The 22,051-nt window shown below is 68.0% G+C and carries 18 protein-coding genes; 12 read left to right on the top strand and 6 right to left on the bottom strand.

All coding sequences use genetic code 11. The features are described 5' to 3' along the window. Positions 1 to 196 precede the first annotated feature (196 nt). The 3 genes from ON22_RS11445 to meaB are packed head-to-tail and all read left to right on the top strand — an operon-like array spanning position 197 to position 5,345. Positions 197 to 2,071, top strand: a complete 1,875-nt coding sequence (locus tag ON22_RS11445; protein WP_081595495.1) for a methylmalonyl-CoA mutase family protein — start codon at positions 197 to 199, stop codon at positions 2,069 to 2,071. Then, positions 2,071 to 4,356, top strand: a complete 2,286-nt coding sequence (gene scpA / locus ON22_RS11450) for a methylmalonyl-CoA mutase (protein ID WP_033246190.1) — start codon at positions 2,071 to 2,073, stop codon at positions 4,354 to 4,356. Before ON22_RS11445 ends, scpA begins: the two co-directional genes overlap by 1 nt. Beyond that, a complete protein-coding gene (meaB, locus tag ON22_RS11455; protein ID WP_033246189.1) occupies positions 4,353 to 5,345 on the top strand; it encodes a methylmalonyl Co-A mutase-associated GTPase MeaB in 993 nt (330 codons plus the stop codon). Before scpA ends, meaB begins: the two co-directional genes overlap by 4 nt. A gap of 7 nt (positions 5,346 to 5,352) precedes the next feature. Here meaB and ON22_RS11460 read toward each other — a convergent pair whose 3' ends face one another. From ON22_RS11460 to ON22_RS11470, 3 genes are all read right to left on the bottom strand, one after another. Continuing rightward, positions 5,353 to 6,255 (bottom strand): amidohydrolase family protein, encoded by a 903-nt coding sequence (locus ON22_RS11460; RefSeq protein ID WP_373280853.1) that lies wholly within the window; start codon positions 6,253 to 6,255, stop codon positions 5,353 to 5,355. Between the two features lie 46 nt (positions 6,256 to 6,301). Next, on the bottom strand, positions 6,302 to 7,372 hold the full coding sequence (locus ON22_RS11465; protein WP_033246188.1) for a nucleoside hydrolase: 1,071 nt from the start codon (positions 7,370 to 7,372) through the stop codon (positions 6,302 to 6,304). Between the two features lie 212 nt (positions 7,373 to 7,584). Further along, positions 7,585 to 8,355 carry an MHYT domain-containing protein gene (locus tag ON22_RS11470; RefSeq protein ID WP_033246187.1) on the bottom strand — a complete coding sequence of 257 codons (771 nt, stop codon included), beginning with the start codon at positions 8,353 to 8,355 and terminating at the stop codon, positions 7,585 to 7,587. A 422-nt stretch (positions 8,356 to 8,777) separates the two neighbouring features. Here ON22_RS11470 and ON22_RS11475 point away from each other — a divergent pair, with 422 nt between their 5' ends. The 5 genes from ON22_RS11475 (at position 8,778) to ON22_RS11495 (ending at position 14,293) form a co-directional block, all read left to right on the top strand. Then, the gene (locus tag ON22_RS11475; RefSeq protein ID WP_033246186.1) at positions 8,778 to 9,008 is read left to right on the top strand and encodes a hypothetical protein; all 231 of its coding nucleotides are present in this window, start codon (positions 8,778 to 8,780) and stop codon (positions 9,006 to 9,008) included. 153 nt (positions 9,009 to 9,161) lie between these two features. Further along, positions 9,162 to 10,055 carry a Sir2 family NAD-dependent protein deacetylase gene (locus tag ON22_RS11480; RefSeq protein ID WP_081595497.1) on the top strand — a complete coding sequence of 298 codons (894 nt, stop codon included), beginning with the start codon at positions 9,162 to 9,164 and terminating at the stop codon, positions 10,053 to 10,055. A 197-nt stretch (positions 10,056 to 10,252) separates the two neighbouring features. Next, the gene (locus ON22_RS11485; protein ID WP_033246185.1) at positions 10,253 to 10,666 is read left to right on the top strand and encodes a YjbQ family protein; all 414 of its coding nucleotides are present in this window, start codon (positions 10,253 to 10,255) and stop codon (positions 10,664 to 10,666) included. 27 nt (positions 10,667 to 10,693) lie between these two features. After that, a complete protein-coding gene (locus ON22_RS11490; protein WP_033246184.1) occupies positions 10,694 to 11,746 on the top strand; it encodes a Gfo/Idh/MocA family oxidoreductase in 1,053 nt (350 codons plus the stop codon). Between the two features lie 339 nt (positions 11,747 to 12,085). Beyond that, positions 12,086 to 14,293: a molybdopterin-dependent oxidoreductase gene (locus ON22_RS11495; RefSeq protein WP_051157467.1), complete on the top strand. Its 2,208-nt coding sequence runs from the start codon at positions 12,086 to 12,088 to the stop codon at positions 14,291 to 14,293. A gap of 11 nt (positions 14,294 to 14,304) precedes the next feature. Here ON22_RS11495 and ON22_RS11500 read toward each other — a convergent pair whose 3' ends face one another. Next, positions 14,305 to 14,994, bottom strand: coding sequence for a TetR/AcrR family transcriptional regulator (locus ON22_RS11500; protein ID WP_255218526.1), 690 nt, complete (start codon positions 14,992 to 14,994; stop codon positions 14,305 to 14,307). A gap of 62 nt (positions 14,995 to 15,056) precedes the next feature. On the opposite strand from ON22_RS11500, the gene ON22_RS11505 reads away from it, so the two are divergent. Next, positions 15,057 to 16,013 carry an oxygenase MpaB family protein gene (locus ON22_RS11505; RefSeq protein ID WP_033246183.1) on the top strand — a complete coding sequence of 319 codons (957 nt, stop codon included), beginning with the start codon at positions 15,057 to 15,059 and terminating at the stop codon, positions 16,011 to 16,013. Here ON22_RS11505 and ON22_RS11510 read toward each other — a convergent pair. Together ON22_RS11510 and gnd are read right to left on the bottom strand one after the other, a co-directional pair. Continuing rightward, entirely contained in the window at positions 15,941 to 17,791 is a 1,851-nt protein-coding gene (locus tag ON22_RS11510; RefSeq protein ID WP_081595504.1) for an N-acyl-D-amino-acid deacylase family protein, read from the bottom strand. The two genes, ON22_RS11505 and ON22_RS11510, sit on opposite strands and share 73 nt — an antisense overlap. 81 nt (positions 17,792 to 17,872) lie before the next feature. Then, positions 17,873 to 19,318: an NADP-dependent phosphogluconate dehydrogenase gene (gnd, locus tag ON22_RS11515; RefSeq protein ID WP_033246182.1), complete on the bottom strand. Its 1,446-nt coding sequence runs from the start codon at positions 19,316 to 19,318 to the stop codon at positions 17,873 to 17,875. A gap of 332 nt (positions 19,319 to 19,650) precedes the next feature. Between gnd and ON22_RS11520 the strand changes: the two genes are divergently transcribed. From ON22_RS11520 to ON22_RS11530, 3 genes are all read left to right on the top strand, one after another. Next, the gene (locus tag ON22_RS11520) at positions 19,651 to 20,577 is read left to right on the top strand and encodes an alpha/beta hydrolase (protein WP_033246278.1); all 927 of its coding nucleotides are present in this window, start codon (positions 19,651 to 19,653) and stop codon (positions 20,575 to 20,577) included. A 90-nt stretch (positions 20,578 to 20,667) separates the two neighbouring features. Then, positions 20,668 to 20,895 carry a hypothetical protein gene (locus ON22_RS11525; RefSeq protein WP_033246181.1) on the top strand — a complete coding sequence of 76 codons (228 nt, stop codon included), beginning with the start codon at positions 20,668 to 20,670 and terminating at the stop codon, positions 20,893 to 20,895. A gap of 358 nt (positions 20,896 to 21,253) precedes the next feature. Further along, positions 21,254 to 22,051: ABC transporter permease (locus ON22_RS11530; protein ID WP_043740018.1), on the top strand; the 798-nt coding region annotated here is incomplete at its 3' end.

Genomic DNA, 22,051 nt, shown 5'->3' on the forward strand with positions numbered 1-22,051 from the left:
CGGCGGGCCGTCTCGGCCGGATGAGGTTACCCGTTGGTAGCGGTGGCCCCGGGCGCTCGAATCGGGCGTCCCGGCTAGCATCGGAGGGGCGGGCTGAATGCCCGTTAACCAAAGTATTCGCTGAGCTGGGCGGATGCCAAGGTACCCGCGCACGTAGTTGGTGCGCTTGTACTGGAACGACAAGAGGGAACAGGGTATGCCGATTGCTGCAGAGCCCGCGGCCGGGGCTGATCCGTCCTCGTCCGCGGTGCCCGAATATCCCGCCTGGCGCAAGGGTGTGGCGGGTGTACTGGCCAAGACCCGCAAGGTCGATGCGGCCGAACTCGGTGCAGAACCCGAAAAGCTGCTGAACCAGTCCACCTATGACGGGCTGGATATCGCGCCGCTGTACACACGCCGGGACGAACTGCCCGAGCAGCCGCTGCCCGGTGCCTACCCGTTCGTCCGCGGCGGCGACGGCACCCGCGATATCCATCGCGGCTGGTACGTCAACGTCCGCATCGCCGCCGCCGATGCGGCGACCGCGAACCGGGAGCTCACCACCGGCCTGGAGAACGGCGCGAGTGCCGTCGAACTCGCCGCCGGTGCGCACGGTGTACCGGTCGGTGATCTGGCCGCCGCGCTCGACGGCCTGCTGTTCGAGCTGGCACCACTGGCCCTGCGCGCGGGCACCGAGGCCGCCGAAGCGGCCGAAGCCGTCTACGAGGTGGTCGGCCGGTATTCGGCACCCGACCGCTCCGCGATCCGGATCTCGCTCGGCGCGGCCCCGCTCACCGCCGCGTTCGCCGGTACCGAGGAGCTCGGTCTCGCCGAGACGACGGCCCTGGCGGCCGCCGCCGGCCGGCGTCCCGAAACCGTCCGCGCGATCACCGTGGACGGCACCGTCTTCCACGATGCCGGCGCCTCCGACGCCCAGGAGCTCGGTGCCGCTGTCGCCGCCGGACTCGAATACCTGCGCGTGCTGTCCGGGGAGATGCCGGTCGCCGAAGCGCTGCGCCAGGTGGAGTTCCGGTTCGCCGCCACCGACGACCAGTTCGCCACCATCGCGAAGTTCCGCGCCGCGCGCCGCCTGTGGGCGCGGGTCGCCCACGCCCTCGGCGCACCGTCGGAAGGCGCGGCCCCGCAGCATGCGGTGACCTCCGCGGCGATGATGAGCCGGCGCGACCCCTGGGTCAACCTGCTGCGCACCACTCTGGCCGCCTTCGGCGCCGGTGTGGGTGGCGCCGATACCGTCACCGTGCTGCCGTTCGATTCCGCGCTGCCCGCGGGCGAACTCGGGGTCTCGGCGTCGTTCTCGGAGCGGATGGCCCGTAACACCCAGCTGCTCCTGCTCGAGGAATCCCATCTCGGGCATGTGCACGACCCCGGTGCGGGTTCGTGGTACGTCGAGCAGTACACCGCCGATCTGGCTGCTACCGCCTGGGAATTCATGCAGGAACTCGAATCCGCCGGTGGATATCGTGCGGCGCTGGATTCCGGCCTCCTCGGCACGCAGATCGATGCGACGAAAGCACTGCGGGAAAGCGATATCGCCCACCGCCGGACCGCTGTCACCGGTGTCAACGAATTCCCGAACCTGGCCGAGGCGCCGCTGTCGGAGGCCGCCCTGACGGCCGGACCGGGACAGCGCTACGGCGCCGCGTTCGAAGCGCTGCGCGATCGTTCGGATACCTATCTGGCGGCGCACGGCACCCGTCCGCAGGCGCTGCTGGTGCCGCTGGGCACGGTGGCCGAGCACAACGTGCGGGTCACCTTCATTGCCAACCTGCTGGCTTCGGGCGGGATCGAATCCGTCGATCCTGGCCCCCTGGCCGACGGTGAGATCGCCGCGGCAGCACAGGAATCCGGCGCAAAGATCGCGGTGCTCTGCGGCACCGACGCGCGGTACGGCACCGATGCCGCGGGCGCGGTGGAACAACTACGCAGCGCCGGTGTCGAAACCGTACTGCTGGCCGGGCCGGAGAAGGTCGTGGCCGGTATCGAGGAGGCCCGGCGTCCGGACGGGTTCCTGGCGGCCCGGATCGACGCGGTCGCCGCCCTGACCGCCCTGCTGGAGAAAGTGGGAGCCTGATGACGACTCAGCGAATCGAGCAGGTGGTCGGTAGTTTCGCCGATGTACCGCTCACCGAGCCGGGGCTGACCCCGGCCGCGGCCGACGACAGCGCACGCGATGCCTTCGTTCAGGAATCGGCCACGGCGAACAACTACGCCCCCGAACAGCTCGTGTGGTCGACCCCCGAGGGGATCGATGTGCCGCCGGTGTTCACCAAGGCCGATCGGGACGCCGTGGCCGCGGCGGGTTTCCCGCTCGACAGCGTCCCCGGTGTCGCGCCGTTCGTGCGCGGGCCGTATCCGACGATGTATGTGAACCAGCCGTGGACGGTCCGCCAGTACGCGGGTTTCTCCACCGCGGCCGATTCCAATGCTTTCTACCGCCGTAACCTGCAGGCCGGCCAGAAGGGTCTGTCGGTGGCGTTCGACCTGGCCACCCACCGCGGGTACGACTCCGACCATCCGCGGGTGCAGGGTGACGTCGGCATGGCGGGCGTGGCCATCGATTCCATCCTGGATATGCGCCAGCTCTTCGACCAGATCCCGCTCGACCAGGTCAGCGTCTCGATGACGATGAACGGCGCGGTGCTGCCGATCCTGGCGCTGTACGTGGTGGCGGCCGAGGAACAGGGTGTGGCGCCGGAACAGCTGGCCGGAACGATTCAGAACGATATTCTGAAAGAGTTCATGGTCCGCAACACCTATATCTATCCGCCGAAACCGTCGATGCGGATCATCTCCGATATCTTCGCCTACACCAGTGCGAAGATGCCGAAGTTCAATTCCATCTCCATTTCCGGCTACCACATCCAGGAAGCCGGTGCGACCGCCGATCTCGAACTCGCCTACACCCTCGCCGACGGCGTGGAATACCTGCGAGCCGGAATCGACGCCGGAATGGAGATCGACAAGTTCGCGCCCCGGTTGTCGTTCTTCTGGGCCATCGGCATGAATTTCTTCATGGAGGTCGCCAAGCTGCGCGCGGGCCGGCTGCTGTGGAGCGAACTGGTCGCGAAATTCGAGCCGAAGAACCCGAAATCGCTGTCGCTGCGGACCCATTCGCAGACGTCGGGCTGGTCGCTGACCGCGCAGGACGCCTACAACAATGTGGCCCGCACCTGTATCGAGGCGATGGCGGCGACCCAGGGGCACACCCAGTCGCTGCACACCAACGCCCTGGACGAGGCGCTCGCGCTGCCGACCGATTTCTCGGCCCGTATCGCGCGCAACACCCAGTTGCTCATCCAGCAGGAGTCGAACACCACCCGTCCGATCGATCCGTGGGGTGGCTCCTACTACGTCGAATGGCTGACCCATCAGCTCGCCGAACGTGCGCGCGCGCATATCGCCGAGGTGGAGGCGCACGGTGGGATGGCGCAGGCCATCGGTGAGGGTATTCCGAAGCTGCGAATCGAGGAAGCCGCGGCCCGGACCCAGGCCCGCATCGATACCGGCCAGCAGCCGGTGATCGGTGTCAACAAGTACCAGGTCGCCGAGGATCACGAGGTCGAGGTCCTCAAGGTCGAGAATTCGCGGGTGCGGGCCGAACAGCTCGAGAAGCTGCGGAGCCTGCGCGCCGATCGCGACCAGGACGCGGTGGAGCGGGCGCTGGCCGAATTGTCCAGGGCCGCCGCATCGTCCGAGGGCGGGATGGAGAACAACCTGCTGGCGCTGGCCATCGACGCCGCGCGGGCGAAGGCGACCGTCGGCGAGATCTCCGACGCGCTGGAGAAGGTCTACGGCCGGCACCAGGCCGAAATCCGTACCCTGTCCGGTGTGTATCGCGACGAGGCCGGCAAGGTCACCAACATCACCACCGCCGGGGATCTGGTGGAGGAGTTCGCCGAGGCCGAGGGACGGCGTCCGCGCATCCTGGTCGCGAAGATGGGCCAGGACGGTCACGACCGCGGTCAGAAGGTGATCGCCACCGCCTTCGCCGATCTCGGCTTCGACGTCGATGTGGGTCCGCTGTTCCAGACCCCCGAAGAGGTGGCCCGTCAGGCCGCGGACAACGATGTGCACTGCGTCGGTGTGTCCTCGCTGGCGGCCGGTCATCTCACGCTGGTGCCGGCCCTGCGGCAGGCACTGGCCGATGTCGGCCGGCCCGACATCATGGTCATCGTCGGTGGGGTCATCCCGCCCGGTGATTTCGACGAGCTCTACGAGGCGGGTGCCGCGGCGATCTTCCCGCCGGGCACGGTGATCGCGGACGCCGCGATCGACCTGCTGCGTAAGCTCGGCGCCGCGCTCGGACACGAGCTCGGTTCCGGCGCAACCGGTACCGAGGCGAATACCCAGGGATGAACGCGCGCGCCATCGATGTCGACGCGCTCGCGCAGGCGGTCCGCTCCGGTGAGCGGGCCGCCCTCGCCCGGGCGATCACCCTGGTCGAGTCCACCCGGACCGACCACCGGGAGCTGGCCCAGCAGCTCCTGCTGAAATTGACTCCGGAACCCGGTGCCGCACTGTCGAATCGGGTCGGGATCACCGGTGTGCCAGGGGTGGGTAAATCCACCTTCATCGACGCGCTGGGGATGAGCCTGATCCAGGAGGGCCACCGGGTCGCGGTGCTGGCGGTGGATCCCTCGTCCACCCGCACCGGCGGGTCGATCCTCGGTGACAAGACCCGGATGGCGCGGCTGTCGGTGGAGCCGAACGCCTTCATCCGGCCCTCACCGACCGCCGGGACACTCGGTGGGGTCGCCAAGGCCACCCGGGAGACCATCGCACTGCTCGAGGCGGCCGGTTACGACGTGATCCTGGTGGAAACCGTCGGCGTCGGCCAGTCCGAGGTGACGGTGGCGAATATGGTCGACGTCTTCTGCTTCCTCACCCTGGCCCGCACCGGTGACCAGTTGCAGGGCATCAAGAAGGGTGTGCTGGAACTGGCCGATCTGGTCGCGGTGAACAAGGCCGACGGTAAACACGAGATCGAGGCCAAGGGCGCGGCTCGGGAGCTGTCCGGAGCGCTGCGGCTCATCCATCCGCACGATGCGCTGTGGAAACCGCCGGTACTCACCATGAGCGGCCTCGAGGGCACCGGGCTGGACAAGTTCTGGCAGACCGTGCTGGACCATCGCCGGGTGCTCACCGAGGCAGGGGAGTTCGCCGAGAAGCGGCGCCGCCAGCAGGTCGACTGGACGTGGACCATGGTGCACGATCAGCTGCTGCGCCGACTGGCCGACAACCCGAACGTGAAGTCGATCCGCGGCGATGTGGAGGCGCAGGTGCGCGCGGGCGCGCTCACCGCTGCGCTGGCCGCGGAACGGTTACTGGACGCCTTCGACAGCTGACCGGAGGTCAGTCGAGAGCGAAAAGCTTTGCGGCGGTGCGGTAGCAGACTGCGCGCAGCCAGTCGTCGCCGAGATCGAGGCGTTCCAGCGCCTGCACGGCGTGGCGGTATGGGTACGGGATATTCGGGAAATCGCTGCCGAACATGATCCGGTCGCCGTAATCGGCCAGCCGTTTCCGGGCATCGGACGGGAAGGGGCTGCCCTCCTCAGCGAAATCGGTGAACGCCATGGTGGTATCGAGATGGACACCGGGATAGCGGTCGGCCAGATCGAGGAACTCGCGGTATTCCGGCATACCCATATGCGCCACGATCAGCGGTAACCGCGGGAAACGGCGGAGTACCTCGGTGATCGGTTCCGGGCCGGTGAAAATACCGGGCGCCGGTCCGGAACCGCAGTGGATAACCGTCGGTACCTGTGCGTCGGTGAGTGCACCCCACACCGGTTCCAGCAGGGGATCGCGGGGGTCGTAGGCGCCGACCTGGATATGTGCCTTGAAGACTTGTGCGCCCTGGTCCAGTGCGGCCGTGACGTATCCGGCTGCGGCCGGTTCGGGATAGAACGTCGCCGTATGCAGGCATTCCGGGACTTCTGCAGCGAATTTCGCCGTCCAGTCGTTGAGCCACGCCGCCATATCCGGGCGGTGCGGGTAGACCAGGGCCGTGAACGCGCGGACCCCGAACCGGCGGAGCGCCTCGAGCCGCGCCGGTTCCTCGTCCCGGTAGGTGATCGGCCACGGGCGTCCGATGAGCGGTCCGGCCGTATCGAAATATGCCCATACCTTGCGCATGACCCGGTGCGGCATGAAATGGGTGTGTACATCGATCAGTCCGGGCAGGTCGAGGCGTTGCCGCAACTGCGTCAGATACGCTTCGTCGGCCGGGATCTCGGCGCCACCGGGTGTGGTCACTGGCTGGTCCTCCTGGGGTCGGATCGGGCACTTCGGTGCGGCCGGGTCAGCTCGATTCCGCTGTGAGCGTGTGTTCGCCGGCGGCCGCGGGGAAGCGTGCGCGGGCATAATCGCCGATCCGGGTGATGAGCCGGTCGAAGAACCGGTCCGGGTCGGTGGCGACGACGATATCGGCGTTGGGCGGGCGGCCCCACATACCCGCCCAGTCGGCGACGGTGGTGGCGCGGGTGAGGGTGCCGGCGAGCTCTACGTCCACAGTCGCGGGCCGGGTGCGGGCGAGTGTGGGGTCCAGGGCTACGGCAGCCGCGAACGGATCGTGCATATGGGCCAAGTAGCCGAGGTCATAGCCGTGGTGGAAGTCGAAATAGAAGCGGACGGCATCGGTGACGTGGCGGATGATCGGATTGCTTGCCGCCGACCGCGCTGCGGGCGGATCCGCCGGCGATACCGTCTCGATCGGGAAGCTCCCGGCCCGGCTCGCCAGCCGGGTGAGATGTGCGGGCCGCATCTCGATGGTTTCGGTGATATCGAGCGCGCACACCACCGGTCGCCGATGCGCCGGCGCGGCGGAGAAGGCGTCGAAAACGATTTTCGCGGCTTCGGGATCGACGTGGATATTCCACTCGTTGGTCGGGGTGGTGTTGCCCGGATGGTTGAACGCCCCGCCCATGATCACCAGCCGGCGCAGCAGCCGCGGCAACTCGGGTTCGATCCGCAGGGCGAGGGCGAGGTTGGTGAGCGGTCCGGTGCACAGGCCGAGCAGATCCCCGGGATGCGCCCGCGCCTGATCGACCCACATCTGCGCCGCGCTGCGGCCGGAGATCCGGCGGGCCGGTGCGGGGAGTTCGGCGTAGCCGACACCCTGCGGTCCGTGGGTGTCCTCGGTGGTGCGCAGCGGTATCTCGAGTGGGTCGGTCGCGCCCAGCGCCACTTCGATATCCGGGGCGCCGACCAGGTCGAGCCAGGCCAGGTTGTTGATCGCGACTTGTCCGGCGGGCACGTTTCCGGCGGTCGCGGCGATGCCGGTGATCTCGGCGTCCGGGCTGGCGAGCAGATACAGCAGCGCGAGGGAATCGTCCACGCCGGTATCCACATCCACGATGATCCGCTGCCGCACTCCCCGAGCCTAGTGGCGTCGCAGGGCGCCTTCGCCTGCGCCCCGTATCGAGCGGTGGCGCGATGATCCGCCCGCTGCCCCGGGGGCGCCGGATTGCCGGGCGCCACGAGAACAAGGGGCCCGCTGGATAGGGCATTCCGCACTGAACAATTCGGCCGAACTTTGCGGTGGCGTGGCTACGTCACGTGACGCACTTCGGACACTGGGCGAATTCAGTCCCGGGTCGGCCAGTAGTTCTCGGTGGCAGGCCGTCGGGTGAGGGGTGTCGCGCCGCCGACCTCCGTGAGGCCCAGGTGGAAAAGCATGCCGACGGTCACCAGGCTGACACTCACGATCAGCGGTGTGAGCAACTGGGCGGCTCCCGCGCCCGCCGGCGGCATATGGTGCTGCTGATCGCCGATATGCATGGCGAACATCCCCGTGTAGTGCATTCCGGCCACGGCCATCCCCATGGCCAGGGCGGCGCCGAGAGTCGCGAGGGTGCTGCGCACGTTGAGGGTGAACCACAGTGCGGCGGTCGCGGCGAGGACCGCGATGATCATCGACAGGATGACGGTCGGCCAGTCGTAGCCGATCTCCACATCGGTTTTCATGGCATACATACCGGCGTAGTGCATGGCGCCCACGCCGAGTCCGGTCACCACGCCGCCGACCAGCAGCCCCCGGTTTCCCAGGCTGCGCTGCTGGGCCAGGCACAGTCCGAGCCAGACGACGATCATCGCGATCAGGGCGCTTGCCAGCGTGACGGGGACGTCGTATTTGATGGCCGCGCCGTCGATCCGGAAACCCAGCATGGCGATGAAATGCATAACCCAGATTCCCGTGCCGCCGATGGCGACGGCGGCGGCGATGAGCCAGCCGTCGAATATCGAACCGCTACGCACCCGGCTCATGCACCGTAGACCTAGCAACGACCCGGTGAACGACATGACGTAGGCGACCACGGGCGTGAGCCAGCCGTGGCTGAAGTGGTCGATCTCCACCGGGGACCTCCTCGCTACACGGAACCCCGGCCGCACGGCTGCGGAGCACGGGCATTCCAGAACGGTGAACGTGCAGGGAGTGAATTTAGAGGAGATATGTCGTATAAAACAAGGGCCCCAGAAGCGACATAGGCGTATTGGAGACAATCGTGTTTCCGGTTGGCGCCGGTGGCGATCCTCCACGCCTGGATTCGGTATCCACCATTGTTCCGGCAATCGATCGGCACCCGCCGGAAGCGGCAATTCTCCAGTAGACCTGCCGGATACCGCCGCACCGTACTCCGGTAATCGCCTGCAGTGAAGTTCCGCCGGACCAACCGGGTCCCGCCCTCGATGTCCACGGTGCGGCGCCGGATGTTTTCCGGTTGGGATGTGCCGCACCCGCGGGCAGCGTAGGCTTCGGGCAACCTCGAAGGAGACCCATGCCTGGCACATCCAGCCGCCCCACCCCTGTCGATCACGAGCTACCCGAGGCCGAACTGGCCGAATTCGCCGAGATCCGCAGCGCCGAGCGGGCGGAGGTCGCCCGTCGCAGCGCCGTCGCCGCCCGGATCGTCGCCGGACACTCGACCGATGCCGCCGACTGCCGGAACCTCCTAGCGATGCTCGGACTCGACGCTGAGGCGGGGAAACTAGCCGGTCTCCAGACCTGATTCCCGGCCGGCTCGCGCGCACCGCCGACTCGCGGCTTCCTGCGCGAGCCCCCGTCACCGACCGGCCAGGTGTATGCGTGCCGTGAGGCGGTAGCCACCCCTGTCGCCCTAGGGGTGATGTGACGGTGCCGGTAGATCCGTACTCTCGGGAGCATGTCCGATACGGCGCTGCTCAGTGACGACCGCCCGATACGCGACGTGGACGCAGCCGATGACCTGGTCGCGCTGATCGGAAACCGGAGCGTTGTCGTCCTCACCGGCGCCGGAATCTCCACCGACAGCGGAATTCCCGATTACCGGGGGCCCGATTCGCCGCCGCGTAATCCGATGACCTACCAGCAGTTCGTGGGTGATCCGGAATTCCGCCGCCGGTACTGGGCCCGTAATCACGTGGGCTGGCGGTATATGGACGCTGCCCGGCCGAACGACGGGCATCGTGCGCTGGCCGCGCTCGAGCGCCACAATGTGGTGGCCGGTGTGATCACCCAGAATGTCGATCTGCTCCACACCAAAGCGGGCAGCCGGCGGGTGATCGACCTCCACGGGAGTTACGCACAGGTCCGATGCCTGTCCTGCGAGTCCCGGATCTCCCGGATGGCGCTCGCCGAACGGCTCGAACGCGTCAATCCGGGTTTCGCCGTCTCCTCGGTGACCGGCCTCGAGGTCGCCCCGGACGCGGACGCGGTGGTGGAGGATATCGCCGGCTTCCGCATGGTGGATTGCGAACACTGCGGCGGACTGTTGAAGCCCGATATCGTCTACTTCGGCGAGAATGTGCCGCCGGACCGGGTAGCAGCGGCCTATGCGCTGGTGGACGCGGCCGAAGTGGTGCTCGTGGCGGGGTCCAGTTTGACCGTGTGGTCCGGTCGCCGCTTCGTCCACCGCGTCGCCCGCCGCGGCGGCACGGTATTGATCGTCAACCGTGGCCCCACTCGCAGCGACCACTTGGCCGCGCGCACGGTGGCCGCCGGCTGTTCGCCGATCATGGTCCGGATCGCCGAGCGCTATCAGGGTGGGTTGGTGCGCCGCCATTCAGGGCGGTGGTGAAAGTCCACGCGGTACGGTCAGCCCATCAGCCGTTCGATGCGGCAGCGCTCGCCCGAACCTGCACCGACCAGTGCTCGAGGGGCAGTGAACGGTCGGCGCTGCGACCGCCGCGGCGGTCGGAAGTCACCTGCTCAGCGCGCTGTGGCACACGGCCTGCACGCTGGTCGAGGGCAACTGTCGCCGCGTACGCTGCGGATATGCGGAGCACACTGATCGCGGTACGCACCGGGAGTACGGAGACGGTCCGGGATATCACCGGCGAATGCTCGGAATTCGTACGGCAGGCGGGTGGCGATGGACTGCTACACGTCTTCGTTCCGCATGCCACCGCCGGTGTCGCCATCATGGAACTGGGTGCCCACAGCGACGACGACCTGCTGGCCGCGCTGCGGGATCTGTTGCCCGCCGACGATCGCTGGCGGCATGTGCACGGGTCGCGCGGGCACGGGCGCTCCCATGTCCTGCCGGCGCTCATCGCCCCGTATGCGACCGTTCCGGTGCTCGATGGGGAACTCGCGCTCGGCACCTGGCAGTCCATTGCCCTCGTCGATGTGAATGTCGACAACCCCGATCGGCAGGTGCGGCTGTCGTTCCTGGCCTCCGCGGGGTGAGCGGCGGCGCCGGGTAACGTCGCGGGTATGAGCAGTCTCGGCGTCGCGATCATCGGGTACGGCTTGGCCGGTGCGGTATTCCATGCACCGCTGGTCGCCGCCGAACCGCGACTGCGGGTCGCCGCGGTGGTGACGGGCTCGCGGGAACGGGGCGAGCAGGCCCGGCGCGAGCATCCGGGGGTGCGGGTTCTGCCGGACGCCGATGCGTTGTTCGCGGATCTGTCCGGAATCGATGTGGTCGTCGTCGCCGCACCCAACCGCACTCACACCGAACTGGCATTGCGGGCGCTCGCCGCGGGCGCCGCCGTAGTGGTGGACAAGCCGTTCGCGGTCTCCGCTGCCGAGGCCGCGGAGGTGGTCCGGTATGCCGAAGGAGCCGGCAGCGTGCTGACGGTGTTCCAGAACCGCCGGTGGGACGGTGATTTCCGGACGGTCGGCGAACTGGCGGGGTCGGGCCGGCTGGGCCAGGTGCGCCGTTTCGAATCCCGGTTCGAACGCTGGCGGCCGGTGCCCAAGAGCGGCTGGCGCGAGACCGGTACCGCCGCCGACGCCGCCGGAACCCTCTATGACCTGGGCAGCCATCTCGTCGATCAAGCATTGACCCTGTTCGGCCCGGTCGGCGCCGTCTACTGCGAACTCGACTCCCGGCGCCCGGGGGTGAGCACCGACGACGATGTGTTCCTGGCGCTGACCCATACCGGCGGAGTTCGCTCCCACCTGTGGGCCAGCGCGGTCGCGCCGCGCCTCGGCCCGCGTTTCCGGGTACTTGGGGAGAAGGCCGGCTACGAGGTGTACGGGCTGGATCCGCAGGAGGCTGCGCTACGCAGCGGCCGACGCCCCGGCGACGGAAAGCCCTGGGGGACCGTGGAACCCGAACGGTACGGAATCCTCGGCGCGGACCCGGAGGGGTCTGCCGTTCCGACCCTGCCCGGCGACTATCTCGCCTTCTACCGCGCCCTGGCCGATGCGGTGCTCGACGGCGCACCGGTTCCGGTCGACCCGCGCGACGCCCTGGCCGGTCTGCAAATCCTCGAGGCCGCCCGGGAATCGGCCGGGTCGGGCAGTGTGGTGCACCTCTGACTGCGTGTGCGGTGATGACGCGTGCCGAATCCTGTCGGCGGGGAACGCGCTGACCGGGCACCCGGAACGTGTCGATGCCACCGCTCGGCCGTAACGGGCCCATCGTCCACCGCAACTCGTCCACCGCAACGAGTTCCCGGACCGCGCTGGGGCCGGCGCAAGCGCAAAGGGGCGATGCCCGGGCCGGGAGTTGCCGGTACATCTACCACGCGGTCGTCAGCCGACCCGTCCGTCCTGGATGATCAGGACAGGGTCGACTGAGGGCGGGGTGCCGCAGTTATATCCACCGAAACGGCGGAATACTCCTCGAGGACGGGGCCGCCGGGCCATGATGGAGTCATGGCCCGTCCTACGTCTCCTATTGACCCCGCGACCGGTTCGCGGAATCTACTGCGCACCTGCCCGCTGTGCGAGGCGGTGTGCGGCCTGGAACTCACCCTGGACGCCGACGACCGGGTGACTGCGGTCCGCGGTGATAAACAGGACCCGTTCAGCGCCGGTTTCCTCTGCCCGAAAGGCGCGAGCTTCGGCCGCCTCGACAGCGACCCCGATCGCCTCACCGAGCCGATGATCCGGGATCGCGCGAGCGGCACCTGGCGCACCGCGAGCTGGAACGAGGCCTTCGATCTCATCGCCGAACGTATTCCCGCGATCAAATCGGCGCACGGCAACCAGGCGGTCGCGCTGTATCTGGGCAATCCCAACGCCCACACCGTTGCCGGCACTCTGTATGCCCCGGCGGTGATTCGCGCACTCGGTACGAAAAACCTGTTCTCCGCCAGTACTGCCGACCAGATGCCCAAGCAGCTGGCCTGCGGTCTGCTCTTCGGTGATCCGCTGGCCGTGCCGGTGCCCGATCTCGACCGCACCGGCTATCTGCTGATGCTGGGCGCCAATCCGCTCGAATCCAACGGTTCGGTATGTACCGCCCCGGATTTCCCCGGTCGCCTGCGCGCCTTGCGGGAACGCGGGGGCCGGCTGGTCGTGGTGGATCCGCGGCGCACCCGGACCGCGGCCGTCGCCGACGAGCATCTGTTCATCCGGCCCGGCGCCGACGCCTACCTCCTCTTCGGAATCGTGCACACCCTGTTCGCCGAGAACCTCACCGATATCGGCGTCGAGGTGAACGGTCTGGACGAGGTGCGGGCCGCGGCGGCGGATTTCCCGCCGGAACTGGTGGCCGAGCGGACCGGAGTCACCGCCGATACCGTGCGCCGCCTGGCACGTGAACTGGCCGCCGCGCCCAGCGCCGCGGTGTATGCCCGCATCGGAACGTGCACAGCCGAATTCGGCACTCTCACCCAATGGCTGGTCGATGTACTCAATGCGTTGACCGGCAATCTCGACCGTCCCGGCGGGGTCATGTTCGCGACCGCCGCCGCGCGCGGCATCGTCCGCACCAAACCCTTCCGTCCGGGCCGGTGGCGCAGCCGGGTCCGGCAGCTTCCGGAGGCGATGGGCGAACTGCCGATCGCGACCCTCGTCGACGAGATCACCACACCGGGTGAGGGTCAGGTCCGTGCCCTGATCACCGTCGCGGGTAATCCGGTGCTGTCCGCGCCGAGCGGCCCCCGGCTGGACGAGGCGTTCGCCGGGCTGGAATTCATGGTGAGCGTCGACCGCTACCTCAACGAGACAACCCGGCACGCCGATGTGATCCTGCCCCCGCCCCGCCCGGTGCAGTCGCCGCACTACGATTTCGCGCTACTGCAGTTCGCGGTACGCAACTACGCCCGGTACTCGCCACCCCTGGTACCGCTGGGTGACCAGCCTTCCGAGGCGGCGGTGTATGTGCGGCTGGGCGCGGCGGTGAGCGGGCAGCCGCACAACCCCACCGCGGATTTCGATCCGCTCGCCGCCTTCGACGAATTCGTTATCGCCGATACCCTGCAGCGCGCCGGTTTCGCCCAGCGCCGTCCGGATCTGCTCGGCGCCACCACCACCGAACAACGGGTGGACCTGATGCTGCGCCTGGGCCCTTATGGTGCCTGGAACGGCGGCGACCTGAGTTTGCAGACTCTGCTGGACAATCCGCACGGTATCGACCTCGGCCCGCTGCGGCCCCGCCTTCCCGAGGTCCTGCGGACCGCCTCGGGAAAGGTCGAACTCGCCCCCGAGCTGCTGTTGACCGATATCGAGCGACTACGAGCCGGTTCGGCGGCGGCACCGGCGGATCTGGTGCTCATCGGCCGGCGTCATCTGCGCTCGAACAACAGTTGGATGCACAATATGGAGCGGCTGGTCGGCGGTACCAACCGCTGCACACTGCAGATCCATCCCGACGATATCGCCCGCCTCGGGCTCGGTGAGCATGCGATCGTGAAATCGGCCGCCGGCTCCCTGATCGTTCCCTTGGAACCCACCGAGACGATCATGCCGGGAGTGGTGAGCCTGCCACACGGCTGGGGTCACGACGGAAGCGCGCAACAAGTGGCGGTCGGAAACCCCGGGGTGAACGCCAATACGCTGACCGATGATGCGGTACTCGACATACCGTCCGGCAATGCAGTGTTCAACGGTGTACCCGTCACCCTGGCGCCGGCCTGACCGGTGCCGGCTCAGTCGCCGCCGGAGTGCGGGTACATCAGCGGCGCGAGGTAGCAGCGGGCGAATTCCCGCGCGGCCTCGGTATCGCCGAGCGGAAGCACCCCGCGCGGGTTCGCGATGAATGACATGGTGAGCCGGACGAACAGCTCGGCCACCACTTCCGGATCGAAAGTGCCGAGGTCCCCACGCTGCTGCCAATAGGTCAGGAAACGCGCCACCAGGTCGCGCCCCTGGGTGACCGCATCGTCGCCGGTCAGGAAATCGGTGAGCTGTTCGGCGCCGCCCGAGGACCGCAGACTGCGGGTGAGCAGCAGGGGCGCGGTGGCCTCGCTGACGAACGCGGCGAACATATCCGCCAGTGCACCCACCGGGCCGGACGACCGGTGCATCGCATCGGCCACAATCGTCGAGACCCGTTGCGATTCGGCCATCAGCGCGTAGCGCAGGATGGCCGATTTGGTGCCGAACCGCCGGTATACCGTGGCGACGCCGACACCGGCGGTTTCGGCGATCCGGACCATGGTGGTGTCGTCGAATCCGTCGGCGGCGAAACAGTCCCGGGCGGCGTCGACGATACCGCGTGATCTGGTATCCAACTGCTGCAGTTCGGTCCACGGCGCAGCGGTCTCCATTCGCGCCGGCCTACCGGCCCGCCACGCGGCGGGATGATCGTCTGGGCCTCGGTCTGCTGGTGCGCGCACGACCTCGATGATAGCCTGAAGGTGGTTGAACTATCATTTTCCACTCCTCTCGAGGTGACGAAATGGCGAACAACGCAACGGTGCGCACCGCCGAAAAGTCCACCGACCCCCGGATCCGGCCCGAGGTCCTGCGGGAATTCCGCAAGCATTCCGGTAGCGTCCTGACCGGTGTCTTCGCCGGAGCGGCCTTCGACCAGGTCGCCTTGGTGCCGGTGGCTGCCTCGGTGGACCGCACCGGCCGGTTCGCCGCCAATTTCGCTGACCGCGGGGTTCGCAGCGGGGCCTCGGCGATGATCGCGCTGTGGGGCGATTCCGACGACCGCCGCGCCGAGGCCGACTGGCTCAAAGTGCGGCATCGCGATGTCCGCGGCACCGGGACCAAGGATTTCGGCGACGTGAAATACAGTGCGCTGAGCCCGTTCACCTGGAAGTGGATCGCGGTGAGCGGCATCTTCGTCGTACTGAACACCTTCACGCACTGCACCGGTACCGCACTGCGGCCGGAAGAGGAGGAAGCGGCCTACCAGCTGCTCCGCGAGGCTTTCGCCGATCTCGAACTACCCAGCGCCGCAGGCAAATTGCCCGCCGACCTTGCGGAAGCCCGCGAATACTACGACACGATGGCGGCCGAGGAACTCCGCGCGAACCCGTTCCTGGTGGAGAAATTCGCCGGACTCACCCACCTTCCGCTGCCCACCCTGGGTCTTCCCTCGCCGGCCCGGCGGGCACTCACCCCGATGTGGCTGGTGGTGCGACCGGTCGCGGGCCATGTGATCCAGGTGTGCTCGTCCAAGGTGATGCATCCGCGGGTGCAGGAGCTGACCGGTTTCGAACTGAAACCGCGCCACGACCAGGAATTCGCACTCTACGCCCGGCTGCTGCAATGGGCCTGGCGGAACCTGCCCGACCGCGTGCTGCTCCAGCCACTGGCATACAACCGGATCCACTACGAGAAGCTGATCCGGACCCTCCGCAGTTTCGGCCTGGAATCCTTCGCCGTCCCCGAGAACCGGCGCTGAACCCGCCGGGGTGCCGCGACGGCCGCCCCGGGGTCAGCGCTGCCCGCTCGCAGGAACCGACCCGTGCGCTCGGCGCCCAGCACCGGATCGGCGGATCCGTTGCCGAAAACGAAACGGCCGCCGACGTACACCGCCGTCACAGCCGCATCGTTGCGGTTGACCATCCGGGACAGATTCCCGTACTGGGCGACCGGGCTCTCGGCGTAGGCGTCGAGGGAATCGTCGAGCCCGGACGGATCCACGATCACCACATCGGCGCGATCACCCACGCGCAGATGTCCGGCGTCGATGTCGTACCAGTCGGCGAGTTCACCGGTGAGGCGGTGCACCGCGCGCTCCAGCGGGATCACCGGCCGCCCGGCTTGCTCGGCCTGGTACATCCGGCGCAGGAAACGCAACCCGAAGTTGTAGAAGGCCATATTCCGCAGATGGGCACCGGCATCGGAGAACCCCAGCTGGATTCCGGGGTGGGCGGCGAACCGGTCCAGGATCTCCGGGCGGTGATTGGAAATGGTGGTGCGCCAGCGCAGCTTCGTCCCGTACTCGAGTACCAGGTCGAGGAAGGCGTCCACCGGATGTACACCACCCCGGTCGGCACCCACCTGACCGAAGGTCTTCCCGATAACGGTTTCGTCGGCGCAGCCGACGATCTCGGCGTCGAAGAAATCGCGATGCCACACCCGCAGCCCGAACTTTGCGTCGTAGTCCTTGCGGAACCGGCGACGGTAACTCTCGTCGGCCAGCAGCGCGTCACGTTCGACCCGGTCGGCCAGATGCAGCGCCGCGGCACCGGAACCGAATTCCTCGAAGATCACCAGATCGATTCCGTCGGCGTACACCTCGAACGGCACCGGCAGATGCTGCCAGCGGAAGTCCGCGCCGAGCCCGTTGACCAGGCGGGCCAGCGTGCCGATCAGCACGACAGCGAACGGGTTGGCCTTGATATCGGCGGCCGACAGCAGTGTGGTTTTCAACCGTTTGCGCCCGATCCCCAGACTGCTGAATATCATCGCCCCCAGACTGCGCGGCGAGGTGATATCCGGACCACCCTGCAGGATGCGTCCGCGCCGGCGCAGGATCGCGTTGAGCCGCCGGCGTTCACGGGCCTTCGCGTAGGTCGACGGGAGGGTGCGGGAGCGGCAGGTCTCGCCGTCGACCTTGTCGAACAACAGTTGCTGCGCCGACATCCCGACGAACCCGGCATCGAGCGCCTCGCACAGTGACGCTTCCATATCCGCGAGCTCTGCGCGGGTGGGCCGCACCTCGTGACGGGTGGCCCGGTCCAAGCCCATCCGGGCGGTGCGGATATCGGAATGGCCCAGCATCGCCGCGATATTCGGGCCCAGCGGCAGCTGTTCGAGTGCGGTGATGTATTCGCCTGCCGAGTGCCAGGTTTTGGTGTCGTCGAGGGTGTCGATGACGTGGCGGCGGGGGATGGCCTCCACCCGGCCGAAGATATCGCCGGCCCCGGTGGGATCGATATGGACGGTCGACAGTGAACAGGAACCGAGCAGCACCGTGGTGATGCCGTGCCGTACCGATTCCGACAGTGCCGGTGTCTTCAGCACTTCGATGTCGTAGTGGGTGTGAATATCGATCATCCCGGGCAGCACCCATTTCCCTCGGGCGTCCACCACATCCGGGCAACCGGTTTCGTCGAGCGGGGTCTCGGATACGGCCACGACCCGGTCGCCGCGTAAACCCAGGTGTCGAATCGCCGAGGGTGCCCCGGTGCCGTCGAACCAGCGGCCACCGCGGATGATCGTGTCGTATCTCACACGCCCCATTGCAACTGGTCATCTGACCGGAGTCAAGAGGCGGACGGTGCCGGGCGGGCCGATCCGCCCGGCACCGGATGCTCAGCTGGTCCGGACTTCGGACCGGTCCTCGCTCCACAGCGTGTGGTACTTACCCTCGGCATCGACCCGCTCATAGGTATGCGCGCCGAAGAAATCACGCTGGGCCTGGGTGAGCGCGGCCGGCAGCCGCTGCGCGCGCAGGGCGTCGTAGTACGACAGCGAGGACGCGAACGCCGGTACCGGGATACCCAGCAGGGTCGCGGTGGCGACCACACGGCGCCAGCTGTCGATCGCGGTTTCGATCGCACTGCGGAAATAGGGATCCAGGATCAAGCTCGGCAGCGCCGGATCGGTTTCGTAGGCCTCCTTGATGCGGTTCAGGAAGCGGGCCCGGATGATGCAGCCGCCACGCCAGATCGTGGCCATATCGCCGGGCTTCAGATCCCAGCCGTACTCTGCGCTACCCGCCGCGATCTGATCGAAGCCCTGGGCGTAGGCGACAACCTTGGAGGCGTACAGGGCCTGCCGGATATCCTCGGTGAACTGCGCGATATCGGTCGGTTTGGCGGCGAGTTCGCCCGCGGCCAGATCCTTGGCGGCGGCGCGCTGGGCCCGCGACCCCGACAGCGCCCGGGCGAACACCGCCTCGGCGATACCGGTCACCGGGATACCGAGATCGAGCGCCGATTTCACTGTCCAGCGCCCGGTACCCTTCTGCTCCGCGGCATCGACGATCACATCGACCAGCGGTTTACCGGTTTTCGCGTCCACCTGCCCGAGGACCTCGGCGGTGATCTCCACCAGGTAGCTCTCCAGGTCACCGGAGTTCCATTGGGTGAAGATATCGGCGATCTGCTTCGGATCCAGGTCCAAGGCGGCGCGGAACAGATGATAGGCCTCGCCGATCAGCTGCATATCCGCGTACTCGATACCGTTGTGCACCATCTTCACGAAATGCCCGGAACCGTCGGGACCGATATGGGTGCAGCACGGCGTGCCGTCGACCTGCGCGGCGATCGACTCCAGCAGCGGACCCAGCGACTCGTAGGATTCGACCGGACCGCCGGGCATGATGGAGGGCCCGTTGAGGGCGCCTTCCTCACCACCGGAGATACCGGCGCCGACGAAGTTCAGGCCGCGCTCGCGCAGCGCCGCCTCCCGGCGGATGGTGTCTGTGTAGAGGGCGTTACCGCCGTCGATGATGATATCGCCGGGCTCCATGGCCGCGGCGAGCTCTTCGATCACCGCATCGGTGGCGTCCCCGGCCTTCACCATGATGAGCACGCGGCGCGGTTTCTCCAGCGCCGCGACGAACTCGGCGACAGTTTCGGTACGGATGAACTCACCGTCGCCACCGTGCGCGGCCAGCAGCGCATCGGTCTTGGCGACGCTGCGATTGTGCAGGGCCACGGTGTAGCCGTGCTTGGCGAAGTTACGGGCGATATTGCTGCCCATCACCGCCAGGCCGGTGACCCCGATCTGGGCACGCGCTGTGGAGGACGCCATGAACCTGCTCTTTCGTTCGACAGTTTTGGTTTCCGGCCGGTCGCGCCGCGTCCGCGAACAGGTGCGGTTCGCTCGCGAGCACGGCTGACTGCCTCTATGTCTTTTCTACCGGGTGGCTCCCGGCCCGTGCGCGCGGACCCGCCGATGCCGGCCCGGCGCCCGCGCATCGGGGCCTGCCGGACTCCGGCGGCGCGGCGGTGCCGGGAGTTCCATGGGCGCCCCGGCAACAGCCGTTCGTACCGGACTCGGTTCCCGCGCAAGGTAACCGGGAACACCGCGAGACGTTGCTGCGCCGCGAGAACGGGTACAAGAGAAAGGTGCGGTGGAAATATCTGTTCGCGGTCTCGAGTGCGGCGCTCGTTGCCGCCGTATCACTGTTCATCCCGTCCCCGGCGGCGGCCGCACCCGGCCCACGGGTGGATGCGGAGCGGCCGCTCGGCGGGCGGGCCGTGCAACTGGAGGTGTTCTCCCCGGCGATGAACACGGTGATCACCAACCGGGTCATTCCGGCGGCCGGTGGCGGGCCCGCTCCGACGATCTACCTGCTCACCGGTATCGGTGGTGGGACCGACGGCATCTCCTGGTGGGACGATACCGATGTCCGGCAGTTCTTCGCCGACCAGAAGGTGAACGTGGTGATGCCGATCGGTGGTGCGTACACCATGTACACCGATTGGCAGACCGATGATCCGGCGCTCGGGCGCGCCCGCTGGCAGACCTATCTCACCGCGGAACTGCCCACGGTGGTGGACGCCCGGTTCGCCACCACCGGCCGCAATGCGATCGCCGGCGTATCCATGAGCGGCGGCTCGGCAGTGGACCTGGCGATCCAAGCGCCCGGCCGCTACGAGGCGGTCGCTTCCTACAGCGGCTGTCCCTGGTCGGCGGATGCGGCCGGGGTCGCGATGGTAGGTGCGCAGGTGCTTCGCGGCGGTGGTAACCCCGGCAATATGTGGGGTCCGCCCGGTGGCCCCGGGTGGCAGGCGCACGATGCCTTCCGGCATGCCGGAAGGCTCGCGGGTAAATCGGTGTACCTGTCCGCGGCTTCGGGCATCCCGGGCACCATCGACCGCGGCTGGGGTTTCCCGCCTGTCGAAGCCGTCGCCAGTGCTTGCACATCGGCCTTCGCCGATCGGCTGGCCCAACTCGGGGTCGGCGCCGTACACGTCGACCGCCCGGCCGGCGCGCACACCTGGGGACAGTTCGAATACGACCTGCACGATTCCTGGCCCCATCTCGCACGCGCCCTCGGGGTGTGAGCGCCGGGACGGCGGAATCGGCCGGATAGCCGGAGCCCGCCGGCGCAGCGACACCGGGCCGAGCGCGCACCGATCGGCGATCATGATCGTATGAACGAACTGCGGTGCACCTACTGCGCCGGAACGGAACTGGAACCAGGTTTCCTGGAGGATCGCGGGCACGGAGCCGATGGGCATGTGCGCTGGGTTGCGGGCGCCCTGGAACGGGGAATTCTGGGCGGCGCCAAACGTATCGGCCGACCACGGCGCGCGGTCGACACCTACCGGTGCGTGCGCTGCGGTCACCTCGAGATGTTCGCCCGCCCGGAACACGAATAACGGCCCGGCTCTACTGCTGAGACCACGAAAGCCACCGAGGCGGTACAGCCTTGGGTGCCGAGGTCGATCACCGCGACTAGGCCGTAGCTCGGGTTGTTGCAGGCCGCGACCGGAATACGGGTGACTCTCGTGGCCGGGGCCGCCGGGTTGACAGCGCGGAAGCCACGGACACCCCGGTAGCGGCATCCGGAGGAGACACCGAACCCGGTTCGAGGTATGGCGTCCGGGGCCGGGATGCACCAGGATGGACGGCGTCGGGGATGTATGGGCCGGGGGACAGGACCGGGGTTGTGAGAGTGGACGTCAGGCGAAACAGGGCTGTGCGCCGCGGGGCCGGGCACGGCGAGCGGGGAGTGCGGTGATCGCCGCCGGCTGGGACCGGTTCCGGCTGTTCAATATCGGTGATCTGCTGATCCACCGGGGCCGCTCCCTCATGTCGCTGATCGTCATGGCCGTATCGGCGGCGCTGCTGGTCGCGGTGTTCAGTATCTCCGGTTCGGTCACCGGTTCGGTGGACAAACTCGTCGCCGGTCTCGGTGGCGATGCCCAGCTCGAGATCAGCGGTATCACCGATGCCGGGTTCGGCCAGGACCTGCTGGGCGCGGTATCGGCGACCCCGGGAGTGCGGACGGCGGTGCCGATGCTGCGTGCGCAGACCGGTGCCGACGCGGACCGGGCACTGCTGGTGGGCGCGGATGCCCGGATCGCCGAACTGGGCAGTTCGCTCACCGGATCGCTGGGCTCGGATGCCACGAAACTGCTGACCGTGCCCAACGGCGTGCTGACCGGCGCCGCCATGGGATACCGGGAGGGCGAAACGTTTCCGCTCGGCTCCGGCACCGCGACCGTTGCGGGAATACTCGACACCGACGGCGCCGGGCAACTCAACGGCGGGTACCTGATCGCCACCACCTTGGCGACCGCGCAGAAACTCACCGGCCGCACCGGGCAGCTCGATTCCATCCAGATCATCGCCGAATCCGGCACCGATATCGAACGGCTGCGTACCGCCCTGACCGATACCGTCGCGGGCCGGGCGGTGGTGGCCGACCCGGGGCTGCGCGCCGCCCAGGCGGGCGGTGCGGTGATGATCATCCGCTATTCCACCCTGATGGCCGCGGCGGCCGCGCTGGTGGTCTCGGCCTTCCTGATCTAC

Source organism: Nocardia carnea NBRC 14403 (assembly GCF_000308515.1).
Classification (GTDB): Bacteria; Actinomycetota; Actinomycetes; order Mycobacteriales; family Mycobacteriaceae; genus Nocardia; species Nocardia carnea.